The organism is Micromonospora sp. GCM10011541 (assembly GCF_042650725.1).
GTDB lineage: Bacteria > Actinomycetota > Actinomycetes > Mycobacteriales > Micromonosporaceae > Micromonospora > Micromonospora sicca.
In genome coordinates this window covers 71,830-87,190 of record NZ_JBHSBP010000058.1, presented here as the reverse complement: position 1 = coordinate 87,190, position 15,361 = coordinate 71,830, and the positions used below count along the sequence as shown (strand labels likewise).

Sequence of the window (15,361 nt, the reverse complement as noted above, 5' to 3'; positions counted from 1 at the left end):
GCCACCCGAGCGCGGCCGTCTGACCTTGGCGCCGGCCGCCTCAGGCGACCACTACCCAGAGTGAGAGCGCCCTGTCAGGATCCGCGCGTTGTCCGAGGCAGAAGAGTGCGTCTTCGCGTTCATCCGTCGTCAGGTCGGCCGCCCTTTTTCGAGGATCCGTTTGAGAGTGCCGAGGTTGGCGGCCACCGCCGACTTGACGCCGGAAGCCGCCAACGGCGCAATGAGCCGCAGCGGACCTGAGGGCTGGAGATTCATGGTGTTTGTGAGGGTGGTGCCGTTTTCCGTCGGGGCGAACAGGTAGGTAGCCTCGGAGTGGAAAGGCCCGAGAGCACCTCGGATCGAGAGTCGGCGGTCCAGCTCGAACTCGGTCACTTCGAACGTCTCCTCGCTTCGGGTGGGAAGCGTCCGGGTTTGCCGGTAGTGCGAGCCGACGCCCACCGCGCCGCCGGAGATCTTCCGGGTCTCGCTGATCGCGTAGTTCCACAGCGGCAGGTTCTCGAAGTGCGCGAGGAACCCGAACACCTCGGCGGGCCGGCGGTTGATCGTGACCGTGTTGGTGAACTTCATCTGAGCCGATCTCCTCACTGTGCGCTGCGCAGCAGGAGCTGTGCCGCAGGCGGGTCGTGGGCAAACAGGATGACCGGGCCCGGCATCCGCTGCTTGAGGGCGAGTACCTGGTCGGTGGTCTTGGCGACTTGGCTCCGGTCGCCGACGCCGGGAAGCTGGCGTCGTTCCAGCAGTCCGCCCCGTAGGTGAGATCACCGGCCAGCAGTAGTGGTGACCTCCCGCGAGCCGTCGCCCATGACGTCGAGCGACTCGGGGAACGGCATCAGGGTCTGGTCGTTCGTGACTTCTCCGCCTTCGATGTGGCAGCAACGCTGGACATGTGGCCCCCTCTATTGTGCTCGCCGACCTGATCGGGCGAGTCGACACCAGCCTTCGCCTGGTTCATAGGTATGTCAGTGACTTCGGTAGCGGCGCCGCGTAGCGGACGTCACGCGGGCAGTTCGTCACGGGGCGGTCGCGTACCAGGATTGGTCGTGGAGCCCTGCCGGGTCGAGGATCTGGATGCTGTCCGGTGAGGTCACCACCAGCCGCTGCTCAGCGAAGGCGAGATCCAGCAGATGCGCGGCCACCCGCTGCCGTAGCGACCCGAAGGCGTTGATGGCGGTCTGCTGCAGCGTCTCGTACAGCCTTCGGTTCAGCTCCTCCGCCAGCGCCCACGAAACTCGGGCATCGCGCAGCGCCGGCGCCGTCAACGTCGGTGAGTCGATCCGGAACAGCCTCGGCTCGGCCAGCGTCTGAAGGCCGACATCGGCCGGCCCTCCGACGAGAACCGCGATCCCCAACACGTCGCAGGTGCGCGCATACCGAACCGTCAGCTGCCGTCCCCCCGAGAGGCCATGTAGACCCGCAGCAGACCACCGACGACGAGCCACGTCCTCGGATCCGAGCTCTCCCGATAGAGCGTGCTCCCTGCCGGATAGTCGGTGATCTCCCAGAGCTAAGGATCCGGCATGAGGATCACGAGCGTAAAGAACCCAGCTGCCCTGGCCAGAGATCCGACCCGGCGGACGTCCTCAATTCGGCAGTTGCGGAGTGCCGAGCGGTGCCGAGCGCTGGCCACTGTAGGCGATGGCGTGCGTCCAGCCGGCGCGCACGACCTGCGGCAAAGAGCGCACTGCCTCGCCGGAGCGGGCCGGCCCCGTACGTGCGTCTGGTCACTGGTGCCATCCACGCCAACGCCCTTGCAGGTAAGGGAACCACGACCATGGCAGTGCGCGCGGATATCTGGCGCGCGACTGTCATCACGCGCCCTGCGCCACTCGCGATACGTCCGGCCCCAGTTTAGCCTTGTTGTCTTGCTGGCCCGTGTCTACTGTGCGGTGATGCTCTCGCGAATGCTGACGGTGACCTTCGATGCGCACGACGCGGCTCGCCTGGCGCAGTTCTGGGCCGGCGTGCTTGGCCGGGAGGTCGTCGAGGACGCCGGTGGTGCGCTCCTGCCTGGCGAGAACACCCAGCTCAGCCTCCGGTTCGTCCCGAGCCGCGCGGAGAAGGTGGGGCCGAACCGCATGCACCTTCACCTGACCAGCGCCAGCCGCGCCGACCAGCAGCACACGGTGACGACGGCGCTGGGGCTCGGCGCCGGCCACCTCGACGTCGGGCAGCGCCCCGAGGAGGGGCACGTCGTCCTGGCCGACCCCGAGGGCAACGAGTTCTGCGTGATCGAGCCGGGCAACGCCTTCCTCGCCGGGTGCGGCTTGCTCGGGGAGCTCGCCTGCGACGGCACCCGTGAGGTCGGCCTCTTCTGGAGCGAGGCGCTGGGCTGGCCGCTGGTGTGGGACCAGGACCAGGAGACCGCGATCCAGTCACCGCACGGCGGCACCAAGGTCGCGTGGGGAGGCCCGCCCGTGGCCCCGAAAGAGGTGAGGAACCGGCATCGCTTCGACCTCGCCCCGGCCGGTGGCGACCAGCAAGCGGAGGTCGACCGGCTGGTCTCCCTCGGGGCCACTCGGCTCGAGGTCGGTGAGGACGGCGCCGTCGTGCTGGCCGATCCCGACGGCAACGAGTTCTGCGTGAAAGGGAACTGACCACAGCGCGCCGGGTTGCCCAGTGGGTCAGGGCGGCCTGCTGCCGGACCCCTCCCTCCGCGTCCGGCCCGCCGCGTTCATCCCACCACCAGCCGGATACCTCATCACCCCGGCACCACCGAACCCATCGACCCAGATCGCGCAGACACGCCGACGCTGGTGCGGTAGACGAGTGTGTCGTTGCGGTTGCCCGGTCGCGGCTGGCCAAGGGCGATGACCAGGCGGGTGTTGGCGTCGAATGGCGACCTGCAGGTTGGCCGAGAGGCGGTAGTTCTTCGACGGGTTGCCAGGCGGTGGTCGCGGGTCGGCACGAGGGTGCCGGCGACGATGGCGATCTGGTCCTCCGGGCGGCGGAACTGGACCGGGCGAAGCCCGGCAAACGGGTAGATCCACTCCGGACGCGATGCCGAGATCACCTGCACCCGACCATCGTCAACCACCGCTCAACGGCGACGATCACCGGCTCACGAACGCGCCTCAGGCAATGGTAGGACCGGCTGCCTTGGCGGCCCGCTCGATCTGCGTGCGTCTGGCTTCCCAGAAGGCCGCGTCGCGCTGGGCGTTGGCGTCTCCGGCTGCTGTACCTGTCAAGCCGTCGAGCTGTTCGCGCAGGATGTCGGCGTGTCCGGCGTGACGGCTCGTCTCGGTGAGCATGTGGACCAGGATGGTGAGCAGCGTGACCTGTGGGCGCGGCCACCAGGGCACGTAGCCGGGTGAATCGATCGTCAGGGCGATGATCGTCGCGTCTGAGTGCTCCCTGCGCCACCTGGTGTTCGCCACCGACGCGTGGGTGCGGCGGGCCATCCTCGGCGATCCCTCGCCGTGGGACCCGCTCGACCTGCCGCGGGACGAGATGCCGGACACCCCGGGGATCCCGCGGGACCGCGAGGCCCGTCCCTCGCTCGACGAGATCCTGGCGCTGCGCCGCGACCGGATGGCGACCGTGCGCGCGGTGGTCGACGGCCTGCCGACGAGTCCCTGGCCAGCCGCACCGAGCCCGTCGAGGGGACCGGCTGGCCGCCGCCGGAAAGCTTCCCGGTACGCGAGTGCCTGCTGATCGTCCTGAACGAGGAGTGGCACCACCGGCAGTTCGCCGAACGGGACCTCGACGCCCTGCGGACAGGCGCGACACGGAAGGCGACCTGATCGACGTCGGACCGACTGCCCGGTCCTCGGCATGTTGGCCGCGCACCATCAGCGGCATGACAGTGCGCGGGATCAGGTAGGTGAGCACTGCGCTGCCGGGGACGTGAGGTCCTTGTCCGCGGATCGCGCCTACGTGTGGCGGTATCAGACGATCACATCGCCGACCGACGGATGTGGCGCCGCTGTGGCGATCCTCCCCGCGAAGGCGGCTATTTCTCTCCGGGTACCTGGTCCTTGACCTCGTCGTAACCGACCTTGGTGGGTGCTGCGGTCGGCGCGTAGATCACGCGGATCACGCCCGTCGGAAACGCCTCCGTCGCCGTCATTCTCAGGTGGTACGGCGCGTCGCCGTCGTCGAACAGCTTGCGACCCTTACGCGCCGCCACCGGATGCACCAGCAGGCGCAGCTCATCGACCAGTCCCGCGGCGAGCAGTTGCTGCACCACGGAGATCGACCCGGGGATGAGGATGCCTCTGATGCCGGCATCGGCCTTGAGCGAGGTGACGGCATCGAGGAGATCGCCCTTGATCAGCTCGGAGTTGCGCCAGGTGAACTCCAGCGGCTGGCGCGAGACGACCACCTTGCGCACGTCCCCGAGTTGTTTGGCGAACGGCGCGTCGTCCCCACCCGCGGCCTCACGGTCGGGCCAGGCTCCGGCGAAGCTGTCGTAGGTCTCGCGGCCGATGAGCAGCACGTCAGCGGTGTCATAGTCCTCGCCGACGGCGCGGCCCATGTTCTCGTCGAAGTACGGGAAGTGCCAATCGGGGTCGATCTCGGCCACACCGTCGGCCGAGATGAACAGGGTGGAGATGACCTTTGCCATCGGGGTGATCCCTTCGAGTCAGGTGGTGTCGGTAGGTAGACCGGCGCATCATCCCAAACTCATCGGCCGGCCACAGACCCGTCCCGACGGAGAGTCGGCATTTCGAGCTCGTCGTGATGCCGGGTGCGGCGGCCCAGTGGTGCTCACTGGCCGAGGTAGGCCATGGTGGACGCGCGGATCGCGGTGACGCACGCGGCCACAGCCGGGTGGGTGGCCGCCCCCCGCCGATACGTGATGCGGGTCCGTCTCCGGGTGGGCAGCGGGACGAGGTGGACCCCGGCGGGCGGCTGCGCTGCGGCGAGCTGTGGCACCAGCGAGACCCCTTGGCCGGCCGCGACCAGCGCCAGTACCGTGGCGAAGTCGTCGGCGTGGTGGCGCACCTGGGGCATGAAGCCGGCCGTCCGGCAGACTCGCAGCGCGACGGTGTGGCAGAGGGTGCCGGGGCTGCCCACGATCCAGGCGGCGTCTCTGGCCCCGCGGATCGGGTCGGTGTCCGCTGCCGCGCGAGCAGCGGCGGGCACAGCGAGGAATACCGTCTCGTCCAGCAGAGGCGCCCCGTCCAGGGCGGGGTCCGGCTCGACCGGTGCCACGTCGTAGTCGTGCATCAGCCCCACGTCGAGCCGCCGGTCGCGCAGCGCGTCCGGCATCGCGGCCGGGTCCAGCTCGCTCACCATCAGCTCGAGCCCCGGATGTTCGCGACCGAGCGTGACCAGCGCGGCCGGCAGCAGCGTGCGCACCGCGGTGGGGAACGCGCCGATGCGCAGCGGACCGGACAGCCCGGTGCCCGCGGCGGCCAACGCGGCGGTCGCCCGCTCGAGGGCGGCCAAGACGGTCTCAGCGTGCTGCACAAGGACCGCACCGGCCGGGGTGAGCGTGACCCGGCGGCCGGTGCGCTCCAGCAGCGGCACGCCCGCCTCCCGCTCCAACGCGGCCAGCTGCTGAGAGACGGCCGACGGTGTGTACGTGTGCGCCTCGGCGACGGCAGCGATCGTGCCAAGGTGAGCCAGGTCGCGCAGCAGGCGCAGTCGGCGAACGTCGAGCATTAGCTGAGCTTACGAGTCTGTGGAGAAAGATGAACTGGACCTTCAGTGCCTGGACGTCACAGGCTGGACGGATGACGACTCTCACCGGTGTGTACGTTCCGCTGATCACCCCGTTCGACGCCGTCGGGGCCGTAGCCCTCGACGCGCTGGAAACCCTCGCGCACCAGGTACTGGACGCCGGAGCGATGGGCGTGGTCGCGCTCGGCACCACCGCAGAGCCGGCCGCGCTCAGCGGCCCCGAGCAACGCGCCGTGGTCGACGTCGCCGCTCGGGTTTGCCGGGAACGCTCCGCGCAGCTGCTGGTCGGCGCTGGCACGGCAGCGGCTCTGCATACGTTGCGGGACCGGCCAGAGGTGGTGGCTGCGCTGAGCCTGGTGCCACCGTTCATGCGCCCGGGTGAGGCGGGAGTGCTTGCCTACTTCGCCGACCTCGCCGCCGCCAGCCCCGTACCGCTCGTCGTCTATCACGTCCCGTACCGGACCGGGCAGTATCTGTCTGCGGAGGCCCTGCGGCGGCTGGCGGACCTACCAGGTGTGGTCGGCGTCAAATACGCCGTCGGCGGGATCGATGCCGATACCCTCGCGCTCCTCGCCGACCCGCCGAACGGCTTTGCCGTGCTCGGCGGCGACGATGCCTTCATCTCGCCGCTTCTGGCACTTGGTGCGCACGGCGGCATCGTGGCCTCGGCGCACGTCGCCACGGCCCAGTTCGTGGAGCTGGCCGACGCGTGGCGCACCGGCGACGCGGGCCGAGCGCGAATGATCGGGCGCCGTCTCTCGGTCCTGTCGACGGCGCTGTTCGCCGAGCCCAACCCGACCGTCGTCAAGGCGGTTCTGCACGCGCACGGCCGCATTCCCACCGCCGCGGTACGACTGCCCCTCCTGCCGGCCCGCCCGGACACCACACAGGCGGCGCTGCGCCACGCCGGTGCCCTGCTCGGCGCCACGACCTAACCGACGAGCCCAGTTCGCGAAACATCCCTCATCGGTATGACCGGGTGACCAGCGGCATGAGGGCCGCGCTGGTGCTCTGACCAGAAACGTTGACCGGGTCGGTCGGGGTTGGGAAATGTCGTAGGGCGTGGCGAATCATGGAATGTGCGTATCGGTGGCAGTCCGTGAGCCTGCGTGTCGGCTATCGCTGCGGTGCTGCCGAGGCAGTGGCCAGCCGGGCGACTACCGCGGTGAGCCATGCGAGACCAAGCGCTGCTGCGGTGGTGAAGGCGAGGACCGTGGTGGATCAGGGTCGCACCGGCCCGGGCCGCGGTTCTCGCCGATGTCGTTCGCGTCGACGTGCGCACCTGGCTGGCCGCGCTTCCGGCGGAGATCGTCACGCCGGCGCGGGTGGACGCCGAGGCGGCCAAGGTGCTCGCCGACGTGCCGCTCCGCAGGTCATGGGGGCGCCGGTAAGCCGGCCTCGCGCTGTCGTCTGACGAACTCCACGGCCGCGACGCCCAGCACGACGAGCGTGGCGACGAGGCTCAGGACCAGGTTCGGCAGGTGCGGGGCAGCCGGCACCAGGGCGACGGCGGCGAGGACACCGACGGCGTGGGAGAGCGGGATGCGTCCGAGGACCTCGTGGTCGAGGGTGGCCCGGCCGATCAGGAACAGCGCGACGCCGCCCAGGGTGAGCGCGGTCAGGACCGCCTCCGGGCGTTCCGCGGGATGCTTGATGATCCGTTCGAAGCCCGCGGCGAGGCCGACCACACCGACCACCATCAGCCAGTGGGCGTACGGATTGGTCTGGACCAGTCGGTACCGATGCGGGGACCTCTCGATCGCGCTTCTCAGTCTCGCCCCGGCCCCACGCGCGTAGCTCCACCACAGCAGGACGGCCGCGACGAACGCGATGGCGAACGCGCTGAGCCGGCCGAGGTTGAACGGCATGTCGCTCAGGGTCAGGACCGTGACCAGAATGAGTTCACCCAGGGTGAGGACGTAGATCTGCTGGTACCGCTCGGCCAGGTGCTCCGGCACCACGTCGTACCGCGGCAGTCGCGGCCGGCCGGGTACCGGGAACCGGAAGCCGAAGGCGACGTAGTCCACGGCGAGCGCGGCCAGCCACACCGCGAGACGCGTACCGGGATTGGGGACCAGGCCGCCGACGATCCACAGGATGCCGGAAACGGTGTTCCACGACAGGACACGGATCGGCCGCTCCCGCTCCCTCCGGCCGCGCAGCGATGCGATGAGCACCAGCCCGCGACCCCAGTTGATTGCGGCCCAGGTGGCGCCGAAGGCCAGGCCATGGCTGCTGAACGCGGTCGGCAGGGCGGCGGACATCAGCATGCCGCCGAACATGATCCCCAGGATCACGAGCTGGACGGGTCGCTGCTGAGGGCTGTAGAGGTCCGTGAACGACGTGGTGGTGACCCAGACCGCCCACAGCGTCGAGAGGGCGAGCAGCGCCTGAGCCATGCCCGTCCAGGTGTCCTCGTTCGCCATCTTCTGCGACGTCAGGGTCAGACTGGCGATGAGCGCAAGATCAAAGAACAGCTCCAGCAGATCCGTCGGCTGTCCACGCATCATCATCGTGCGCGTTATCGGCCGACGTCCGCCATTCATCAGAGCAGGCCTTCTTGATCTCGCGGCCCTCGGTCGGCCGAGCGCCCGGAGACCACGTCCGGCCCTGACCGCCATCGGTGCTGAGCCGCCACCCACCTCCGCGATACGCGCCCGGGGGACCGTCGGCCCTGGTCGGCGTGGCGCTGCCCTGCGGCCCAAGCTATCGGATGCCCACCCGGTCACCGACGAATTCCGGACCATGCCACCCGGTGGCGGTCGACGCCGGCTGCCGGGCGTCGTGTGCGGCGCCGCGAGCCTCCTCGGCCACGCGTTCACGGATCGCGGCGGGGCGGCAGCCCTCGACGGCGGTCCGCTCGCTGACCTCCAGCTGGTAGCGGCCGTCGGCCGCTTCGGCGTCGGCACCGGCGGATGCGCGTCCGTCCTACTCGAGGCCGCGGAGGATGTGGTGCTCGTCCATCGGCTCGTCCTCGTCAGCGCCGGCCCGGCCGAGCTGGGCGGCGCGAGCCCAGACCGACAGGGACGTCGTGGTCTCCGTCGTGCCACCGATCTGCTGGCCCGCACTGTGCCGGCCCCACTCGGTCCGGAGCTCTGTGTCGGGATCCGTCATGGTGCTGCCTCCTCGTCATGCATCCGGCCGGCCGGAACCGGTCGCTTCTACGGCGCCACAGGGAACCATCCCACGCCACCGTGCGCCCGGACCCTCAAGCCGTGGTAGAGCGGCGGTGAAGGCCGCCGACCCGAGCGGGACGCGATGCCGGCCAGACCCGGAACCGCTCTGCAATGACGCCATCGTCCCTCGCGCCGGTGTCCAGCGCATCAGCAGGCCAGGCGGTCGGCCGCGTGGGCCGGGTCGTTCCGCCGGGTGCCGTCGGCGCTCCCGGGCTGCAGCGGTTCGGCCTGGACGCCGGGCCGGAGGTGGGCGCCGTGCTGCTGCGCCGCCCACAAGACGCTCGGCGGCCCCCGGTGGTACTACGCCTCGATGCCGGCGCACTGGCGGCGCCGGTGGGCAGGTAGCGCAATGTGGAGTGACAGCCGCTGGGTGGTGGCCGGGCTTCGTGCGCACGGCCACCGTGCTGACCCGACTGGGTGAACGGCGCCCGGGCAGCGATCCCCGACGCCACGGGCAGGACATGCTACGAGCGCGGTGGGTGCCGACGCGCGCCCGGAGGCGCGTTCACCGGATGCGGGCGCCGCGGGGCGGAGAGGAATCGCACATGACAGCGGGGGATGTGCCCGAGCGGATGCAGGCGGCGGCCTTCGACGAGTTCGGGGGTCCGGAGGTGATCACCCTGCGTACCCTGCCGGTGCCGCAGATCGCCGACGACGAGATCCTGCTCAAGGTGTGGAGCGCCGGCGTGGGGGTGTGGGACGCCGGCGCGCGGGAGGGCAAGCTGGTGCCCGAGGGCGCCGCGTTCCCGATGGTGCCCGGCGCCGAGGCTGCGGGGACGGTCGCCGCGGTGGGACGGCGGGTGACCAACGTCGCGGAGGGCGACCTGGTCTACGTGTACGGGTACACCCGGCCGAAGGGTGGCTTCTACGCCGAGTACGCGGCGACGAAGGCGGAGTACGTCGCGAAGCTGCCGGCGGGTGTGCCGGCGGAGCACGCCGGGGCCATGCCCACCGACGCGCTGACCGCGCTGTCCGGACTGGACGCCCTGGGCCTCTCGGCCGGGGCGTGGGTGCTGATCTTCGGCGCGAGCGGCGGCCAGGGGCATCTGGCCGTGCAGTTGGCGAAGCGGCAGGGACTCAACGTGATCGCCGTGGCGTCCGGGGCGGAGGGCGTGACGCTGGTGACCCGGCTCGGCGCCGACCTGTCCCTTGACGGTCACGGCGACCTCACGGAGGTGCTCGCCCGCATCCGCGAGGTGACACCGGACGGCGTCGACGGCGTCCTGGCGATGGCGGGTGGCGCAACCCTGGACCGGCTCGCCGAGGCGCTCCGCGACGGTGGTCTGCTCGCCTACCCCAACGGGGTGCAACCGGCGCCGCGCGAGCGACCCGGCGTGACGGTCCAGGCGTACGACGGCGAGACGGGCCCCGAGCGGTTGCAGCGCCTCAACGAGCTCATCGAGGCGGGACCGTTCCAGGTGCACGTCGCTGAGACGTTCCCCCTCGGGCGGGCGGCGGAGGCGCACCGACGCCTGCAGACCTCCTTCCCCGGCAGGCTGCTGCTCGCGGTCCGGTAGCACACCCTGCGTCGGACCCTGCCCGGCCGCCCGGAGCCAGCCTCGGCGCCTACGGCCCGGCCGAGGTGGCCGAGTACTCCGCACTCGGGGTGACCGAGGGGCAGGTCACGCCGGACCGGCACTCGGTGGAGTACACCCGGCGGATCGGCGACGAGGTGCTGCCGAAACTGGCCGAAATCGGCTGACCGCAGCGCGAGCACCGCTGAGGGGGCGGCCCCGCTGCGGGCTGGGACCGGCTCCGGGAGGCTCGGTAGGTGTGTCGCCCGCCGTCGCGCAAGGCGACCAGGTGCCAGTCGCCGGCCGCGAGGACCAGCCCGAGGGGGTCGACCTTCCGGGTGGTCGCCCGCCCGTCCCGTACGTAGCGCAGGCGCACCCGGCGGTCGCGCCAGACCGCGTCGCCGAGCTGGGTCAGGCACGGCACCGGCTCGGGCGTGCCGTACCAGCGGACCGGGTCCAGGTGGAACCGCGCCGCCTTCCGGTAGGCGCGCTCCCGGGCCTCGCCGGTGAGGCTGGCCCAGACCTTCATCCGGGCGCCCTCCAGCATCCCGCCCAGGCCGAGCTGCTCGGCCGGGTCGGCGAGGCCGAGAAACGCCAACGCCCCGGCCTCGTCGAGGCCGACCCCCGTCAGCCGGGTGCGGTAGCCGCGGTCCAGACGGTATCCGCCCGCCGGCCCGCGGGTCGACCGCACCGGTATCCCGGCGGCCAGCAGCGCCTCGACGTCCCGCTGCACGGTCCCTCGCCGACCTCCAGCTGCCGGGCCAGCTCCCGGGCGCTGGCCTGGCCACGGACCTGGAGCTGGAGCAGCAGGATCATCATCCGCGCGGCACGCACCGTTCCATCCTGACCCGGATATACGACAGAAGGTGTCGGGAACCCGGGTGACACTGGGCCGGCGGCGCCGCCCTGGGCGCCGACCAGCGAGAGGAGCGACATGACCGAGGTGTCGACGGACCCGACCGAGCGGGTCGCCCCGCGGCAGTTCCACGAGGCCGACGGGGTGGGGGACTGGCGGGTGCTGGGCGAGGGAGCGTGCGCGTACTTCCGCACCGGGTCGTTCGCGGCCGGCGCCCGGTTCGTCCAGGCGATCGGTGAGTTGGCCGGCCTGGACGACCACCACCCGGACGTCGACGTGCGGCAGGCGGGCGTACCGTCCGTTTGATCACGATCGTCCCCGGCTTCTACGGGCTGACCGCGCGCGACGTGGAGCTGGCCCGGCGGATTTCGGCGGTGGCGGGGGAGCTGGGCCTGCCCGCGGACCCGGCCGGTCTGCAGAACGTCCAGGTCACCATCGACGCGCTGGTCGGTCCCGAGGTGCTGCCGTTCTGGCGTGCCCTGCTCGGCTACGTCGACCGGGGGGACGGCGACGAGGACCTGATCGACCCGCGCGGGCGCGGGCCGCTGCTGTGGTTCCAGCCGATGGACGCGCCGCGCCCGCAGCGCAACCGGATGCACATCGACGTCTGGGTGCCGTACGACCGGGCGGAGGCGCGGGTGGCGGCGGCGGTCGCGGCCGGCGGCCGCCTGCTGACCGACGAGTACGCGCCGGCGTACTGGGTGCTGGCCGACGCCGAGGGCAACGAGGCCTGTGTCGGCACGGCCGGCTGGACGGGGCCGGAGCCGGGGGCTCGGTGAGCGGTACCGTGGCCGTCCGGGTGCGCAGGGCCGGAGGGGTGCGGAGGACGGCTGGACGACCCGGCATTATTCGGTGCTTGGTTCATGGCATTAATCTGGGATGACGCATCCCGGGTGAGGCCGCCACGGGTGGTGACAGGGGAAAGGTGGCGGACATGGACGCCAGACGCACCACGGTGCGCGACATGCGCCGCGCCAACCGCTCCGTGCTGCTCACCCGGATCTGGCTCGACGGCCCGCTCAGCCGCCACGAGCTGGGCCAGAGCACCGCGCTGAGCCTGGCCAGCGTGAGCAACCTGGTCGGCGAGATGATCGCCGAGGGGATCGTCGAGGAAGCCGGCTCGGTGGAGTCCGACGGCGGCCGCCCCCGGGTGCTGCTGCGGGTCGCCCCCGGCTACGGCTACCTGGTCGGCGCCGACGTCGGCGAGACCCGGGTCCAGGTCGAGCTGTTCGACCTGGCGATGACCGCGCTGGCCAAGGCGGAGTACCCGATCGCCGCCGCCGAGCCGGACCCGCACGCCGTGGCCACCCACCTGCTGCACGGGCTGGCCGCGGTGGTCGAGCAGGCCGGCGTCGACCCGGCCGCGGTGCTCGGCTTCGGCGTGGCGGTCTCCGGGACGGTGGAGCGGACCGCCGATGCCGTGGTGCACGCCCAGACCCTCGGCTGGGACGGGGTGCCGCTGGGCGCCATGCTGCGCGCCGGCACCGACATCCCGGTGCACGTCGACAACGGCGCGAAGACCCTCGGCCAGGCCGAGATGTGGTTCGGCGCCGGCCGGGGCGCCCGACACGCCGTCATCGCCCTGGTCGGCTCCGGGATCGGGGCCAGCGTGGTGGCCGACGGGGTCGGCTACCGGGGCGCGCACAGCAGCGCCGGCGAGTGGGGCCACACCACGATCGTGTACGGCGGTCGCCGCTGCCGCTGCGGCAACCACGGCTGCCTCGAGGCGTACGTCGGGGCGGAGGGAGTCCTCGATCGGTTCCGGCAGGCCAACCGGGGTCGCCCGGCGGCCGGCGGCGACGAGGAGAGCGCCTTCGGCGAGCTGCTGCGCTCCCCGACCCGGACGGCGGCGAAGGTGCTCGACGAGACGGTCGGCTATCTCGGCGCCGGGGTGGCGACCCTGGTCAACCTGTTCAACCCGGAGCGGGTGGTGCTCGGCGGGTGGGCCGGCCTGGCGCTGGGGGAGCGGTACCTGCCGCAGATCCGCGAGGCGACCGCGCGGCACGCGCTGCGCCAGCCGTACGCGCAGACCTCGATCGAGCTGTGCCAGCTCGGACCGGACGCGGTCGCGATGGGCGCGGCCACCCTGCCGATGGCTCGGCTGCTGCGCGAGGGCGGGGTGCCCCGCGACCCGGCCGTCCGGATGACCGCGCCGTCGCAGCGCCCGGCGGGCCGCCCCCGCTCGCGCGCCCGTTGAGCCGCCGGGCCGGCGCGGTAGCGCCGGCCCGGCGTCGCTCACGCGGGCAGGTTCCACTTCTGGTTGGCGGCACCCGTGCAGGACCAGATCTGCGTCTTGGTGCCGTCGGCGGAGGTGTTGCCGGTGACGTCGAGGCACTTGTTCGCCTGTGGGTTCACCAGGTCCCGCCCGGCGGTCCACGTCCACTGCTGGGCGGCCGTGCCGTTGCACGTCCACAGCTGCACCTTGGTGCCGTTGGCGGTGCCGCCGCCGGCGACGTCGAGGCACTTGCCCAGCGCGCGGAGCGTCCCGTCGGCGGCGCGGGTCCACTGCTGGTTCGGCCCGCCGAAGCAGGTCCAGATCTGCGCCGGGGTGCCGTCGGCGGTGCTGCCGTCGGTGACGTCGAGGCACTTGCCGCCGAGCCCGGTGATCATGCCGGTCGGGGCGCCGCCGCCGGACTGGGTGCCCGACCAGGTGAAGGTGGCGGTCGTCCGGGCCGGCAGGGTGTAGGTGAAGGACTGGCCGCCCCAGACGACCTTCACCGACTGGGCGGAGGTGCCGCCGTTGTGGGCGATCAGCGCCTTGGACCCGTCGGGGTTGCGCCAGGCGACGTTCTGCACGGTGCCGTTGGCGGTGGAGTCGATCCGGTACGCCCCGGGCCGGACGAACTTCGTCAGGTGCCCCGTGGTGTAGTACTCGACCGTGTAGTCGACCTGACCGGCCCGGTCCCCGCCCTCCTGCACGGTGATCAGGCCGGTGCAGGTGCCGCAGCCGCCGTTGTGCGGGCCCATGAACTGGTTGACCGCGAGGCTCCACTTGACCACGCTCCGGCTCCAGTTCCGGGCGTAGTTCACGATGTCGGCCATGTCCTCGTTGTGCTGGTTGCCGATCCAGGTGCCGCCGGAGTGCTCGGTGCTGAACTGCGGCACCGCCGGGTACTGGCCGTGGACCTGGCTGCCGACCGCCGGGTCGCCCCAGTAGCCGTGCCAGGCGATGCCGCCGAACAGCGGGTCGGTGCGCACCGCGCTGTCGGCGAGCAGCCCGGAGCCGATGCTGCCGTAGTCGCCGTAGTTCCAGTCGTGCACCAGGACCTTCGTGGTGATGCCGGCGGCGCGGAACGCCGGGTAGACGAAGTTCTTGGTCAGCTCGACCAGGCCGGAGGAGTTCCAGCTCATGCCCGGGTAGTCCATCGCGGTGGGGTTGCCGGACTGGCAGCAGTTCGGCTCGTTCTGCACCGACAGGTAGTCGACCTGCACGCCGCGGGCCGCGTACGCCTGGATGGTCTTGACGAAGTACTGGGCGTAGGTGGCGTAGTACTCGTACTTCAGCCAGCCCATCTGGTCCATCCGGCCGTTGTCCTTCATCCAGCCGGGCGCGCTCCACGGCACCACCATCACCCGCAGCCCCGGGTTGAGCTGCCGGGCCTGCGCGGTGAGCAGTTCGACGTTGGTGTCGTAGCCGTTGGCGCCGAAGTCGTTCAGGTTGCAGCAGGTGTCGTCGAGTGAGACGTTGCCGGGCCGGGACAGGTCGGACGCGCCGATCGGGTTGCGCACGAACGACAGGCCGATGCCGTCGGTCGGGCTGAACAGCTTGCGCATCACGTCGTCGCGGGTGGCGGCGCTGACCGGCCCGCCGCGCAGCAGGTACGCGGTGGTGTCGGTGATCGACGCGCCGGCCCCCTCGAACTGCTGGTAGCGGGTGTTCTCGTCGACGGTGATCGTGTGCGTGGCGGCTCCGCTGCTGGCGGCGAAGCTGACCGGGTTCTGCCGTTGCAGGCCACGGGTGACGGTCCGGCCGCCGGCGTCGGAGGTGGTGGTGAGCCAGACGTCGACGCTCTCCCCGGCGGCCCGCGCCGCCGGTGGGGCGAGGGCGACGGTGCCGGCGACGAGGCCGAGCGCCAGGGCGGCGCGGGCCGCCGAGCGGCGCGTGGTGGGGGGTGGTGGGTGCACGGGTGCTCCCTTCGGAGTCAGCCATCACATCGATGGTCATGACTGAGGGAACACTTGTAAATTGC

17 protein-coding genes and 1 pseudogene are annotated in these 15,361 nt (G+C 71.5%); 8 read left to right on the top strand and 10 right to left on the bottom strand.

Annotated features, from left to right (window positions below; translation table 11 throughout):
* Nucleotides 1-129: 129 nt before the first annotated feature.
* Nucleotides 130-567 carry an SRPBCC family protein gene (locus ACFOYX_RS25955; RefSeq protein WP_322439395.1) on the bottom strand — a complete coding sequence of 146 codons (438 nt, stop codon included), beginning with the start codon at nucleotides 565-567 and terminating at the stop codon, nucleotides 130-132.
* A 56-nt stretch (nucleotides 568-623) separates the two neighbouring features.
* On the opposite strand from ACFOYX_RS25955, the gene ACFOYX_RS25950 reads away from it, so the two are divergent.
* Nucleotides 624-752, top strand: a complete 129-nt coding sequence (locus ACFOYX_RS25950) for a hypothetical protein (protein WP_255420221.1) — start codon at nucleotides 624-626, stop codon at nucleotides 750-752.
* A gap of 258 nt (nucleotides 753-1,010) precedes the next feature.
* Here the strand turns inward: ACFOYX_RS25950 and ACFOYX_RS25945 are convergent, their stop codons facing one another.
* The gene (locus ACFOYX_RS25945; RefSeq protein WP_322439394.1) at nucleotides 1,011-1,439 is read right to left on the bottom strand and encodes a hypothetical protein; all 429 of its coding nucleotides are present in this window, start codon (nucleotides 1,437-1,439) and stop codon (nucleotides 1,011-1,013) included.
* 450 nt (nucleotides 1,440-1,889) lie between these two features.
* Here ACFOYX_RS25945 and ACFOYX_RS25940 point away from each other — a divergent pair, with 450 nt between their 5' ends.
* Nucleotides 1,890-2,594: a VOC family protein gene (locus tag ACFOYX_RS25940; RefSeq protein ID WP_322439393.1), complete on the top strand. Its 705-nt coding sequence runs from the start codon at nucleotides 1,890-1,892 to the stop codon at nucleotides 2,592-2,594.
* A gap of 155 nt (nucleotides 2,595-2,749) precedes the next feature.
* Here ACFOYX_RS25940 and ACFOYX_RS25935 read toward each other — a convergent pair.
* Both ACFOYX_RS25935 and ACFOYX_RS25930 read right to left on the bottom strand, forming a co-directional pair.
* A pseudogene (locus ACFOYX_RS25935) lies at nucleotides 2,750-3,034 on the bottom strand (hypothetical protein); the annotation flags it as partial.
* 37 nt (nucleotides 3,035-3,071) lie between these two features.
* Nucleotides 3,072-3,398, bottom strand: a complete 327-nt coding sequence (locus ACFOYX_RS25930) for a DUF664 domain-containing protein (RefSeq protein ID WP_322439392.1) — start codon at nucleotides 3,396-3,398, stop codon at nucleotides 3,072-3,074.
* Between ACFOYX_RS25930 and ACFOYX_RS25925 the strand changes: the two genes are divergently transcribed.
* Nucleotides 3,328-3,651, top strand: a complete 324-nt coding sequence (locus ACFOYX_RS25925; RefSeq protein ID WP_322439391.1) for a DinB family protein — start codon at nucleotides 3,328-3,330, stop codon at nucleotides 3,649-3,651. The genes ACFOYX_RS25930 and ACFOYX_RS25925 overlap by 71 nt on opposite strands.
* Nucleotides 3,652-3,949: 298 nt before the next feature.
* Here the strand turns inward: ACFOYX_RS25925 and ACFOYX_RS25920 are convergent, their stop codons facing one another.
* Nucleotides 3,950-4,564: a dihydrofolate reductase family protein gene (locus tag ACFOYX_RS25920; protein WP_322439390.1), complete on the bottom strand. Its 615-nt coding sequence runs from the start codon at nucleotides 4,562-4,564 to the stop codon at nucleotides 3,950-3,952.
* A gap of 143 nt (nucleotides 4,565-4,707) precedes the next feature.
* Nucleotides 4,708-5,607 carry a LysR family transcriptional regulator gene (locus ACFOYX_RS25915; RefSeq protein ID WP_109803478.1) on the bottom strand — a complete coding sequence of 300 codons (900 nt, stop codon included), beginning with the start codon at nucleotides 5,605-5,607 and terminating at the stop codon, nucleotides 4,708-4,710.
* A gap of 71 nt (nucleotides 5,608-5,678) precedes the next feature.
* Here ACFOYX_RS25915 and ACFOYX_RS25910 point away from each other — a divergent pair, with 71 nt between their 5' ends.
* On the top strand, nucleotides 5,679-6,560 hold the full coding sequence (locus tag ACFOYX_RS25910) for a dihydrodipicolinate synthase family protein (protein ID WP_322439389.1): 882 nt from the start codon (nucleotides 5,679-5,681) through the stop codon (nucleotides 6,558-6,560).
* Between the two features lie 438 nt (nucleotides 6,561-6,998).
* Here the strand turns inward: ACFOYX_RS25910 and ACFOYX_RS25905 are convergent, their stop codons facing one another.
* Entirely contained in the window at nucleotides 6,999-8,138 is a 1,140-nt protein-coding gene (locus ACFOYX_RS25905) for a low temperature requirement protein A (protein ID WP_322439388.1), read from the bottom strand.
* Between the two features lie 415 nt (nucleotides 8,139-8,553).
* A complete protein-coding gene (locus ACFOYX_RS25900; protein WP_109803481.1) occupies nucleotides 8,554-8,739 on the bottom strand; it encodes a hypothetical protein in 186 nt (61 codons plus the stop codon).
* Between the two features lie 607 nt (nucleotides 8,740-9,346).
* On the opposite strand from ACFOYX_RS25900, the gene ACFOYX_RS25895 reads away from it, so the two are divergent.
* Complete coding sequence (locus tag ACFOYX_RS25895; RefSeq protein ID WP_322439387.1) at nucleotides 9,347-10,318, top strand: NADP-dependent oxidoreductase; 972 nt, start codon at nucleotides 9,347-9,349, stop codon at nucleotides 10,316-10,318.
* A gap of 49 nt (nucleotides 10,319-10,367) precedes the next feature.
* On the opposite strand, the gene ACFOYX_RS25890 is transcribed toward ACFOYX_RS25895, so the two are convergent.
* Nucleotides 10,368-11,048: a WYL domain-containing protein gene (locus ACFOYX_RS25890; protein WP_322439386.1), complete on the bottom strand. Its 681-nt coding sequence runs from the start codon at nucleotides 11,046-11,048 to the stop codon at nucleotides 10,368-10,370.
* Between the two features lie 201 nt (nucleotides 11,049-11,249).
* Here ACFOYX_RS25890 and ACFOYX_RS25885 point away from each other — a divergent pair, with 201 nt between their 5' ends.
* The 3 genes from ACFOYX_RS25885 (at nucleotide 11,250) to ACFOYX_RS25875 (ending at nucleotide 13,368) form a co-directional block, all read left to right on the top strand.
* Nucleotides 11,250-11,477, top strand: a complete 228-nt coding sequence (locus tag ACFOYX_RS25885; RefSeq protein WP_322439385.1) for a hypothetical protein — start codon at nucleotides 11,250-11,252, stop codon at nucleotides 11,475-11,477.
* Complete coding sequence (locus ACFOYX_RS25880) at nucleotides 11,474-11,950, top strand: VOC family protein (protein WP_322439384.1); 477 nt, start codon at nucleotides 11,474-11,476, stop codon at nucleotides 11,948-11,950. The genes ACFOYX_RS25885 and ACFOYX_RS25880 overlap by 4 nt, the downstream gene beginning before the upstream one ends.
* 155 nt (nucleotides 11,951-12,105) lie before the next feature.
* The gene (locus tag ACFOYX_RS25875; RefSeq protein WP_322439383.1) at nucleotides 12,106-13,368 is read left to right on the top strand and encodes an ROK family protein; all 1,263 of its coding nucleotides are present in this window, start codon (nucleotides 12,106-12,108) and stop codon (nucleotides 13,366-13,368) included.
* Nucleotides 13,369-13,406: 38 nt separating this feature from the next.
* Here the strand turns inward: ACFOYX_RS25875 and ACFOYX_RS25870 are convergent, their stop codons facing one another.
* Nucleotides 13,407-15,296 carry a ricin-type beta-trefoil lectin domain protein gene (locus tag ACFOYX_RS25870; protein ID WP_322439382.1) on the bottom strand — a complete coding sequence of 630 codons (1,890 nt, stop codon included), beginning with the start codon at nucleotides 15,294-15,296 and terminating at the stop codon, nucleotides 13,407-13,409.
* Nucleotides 15,297-15,361 lie beyond the last annotated feature (65 nt).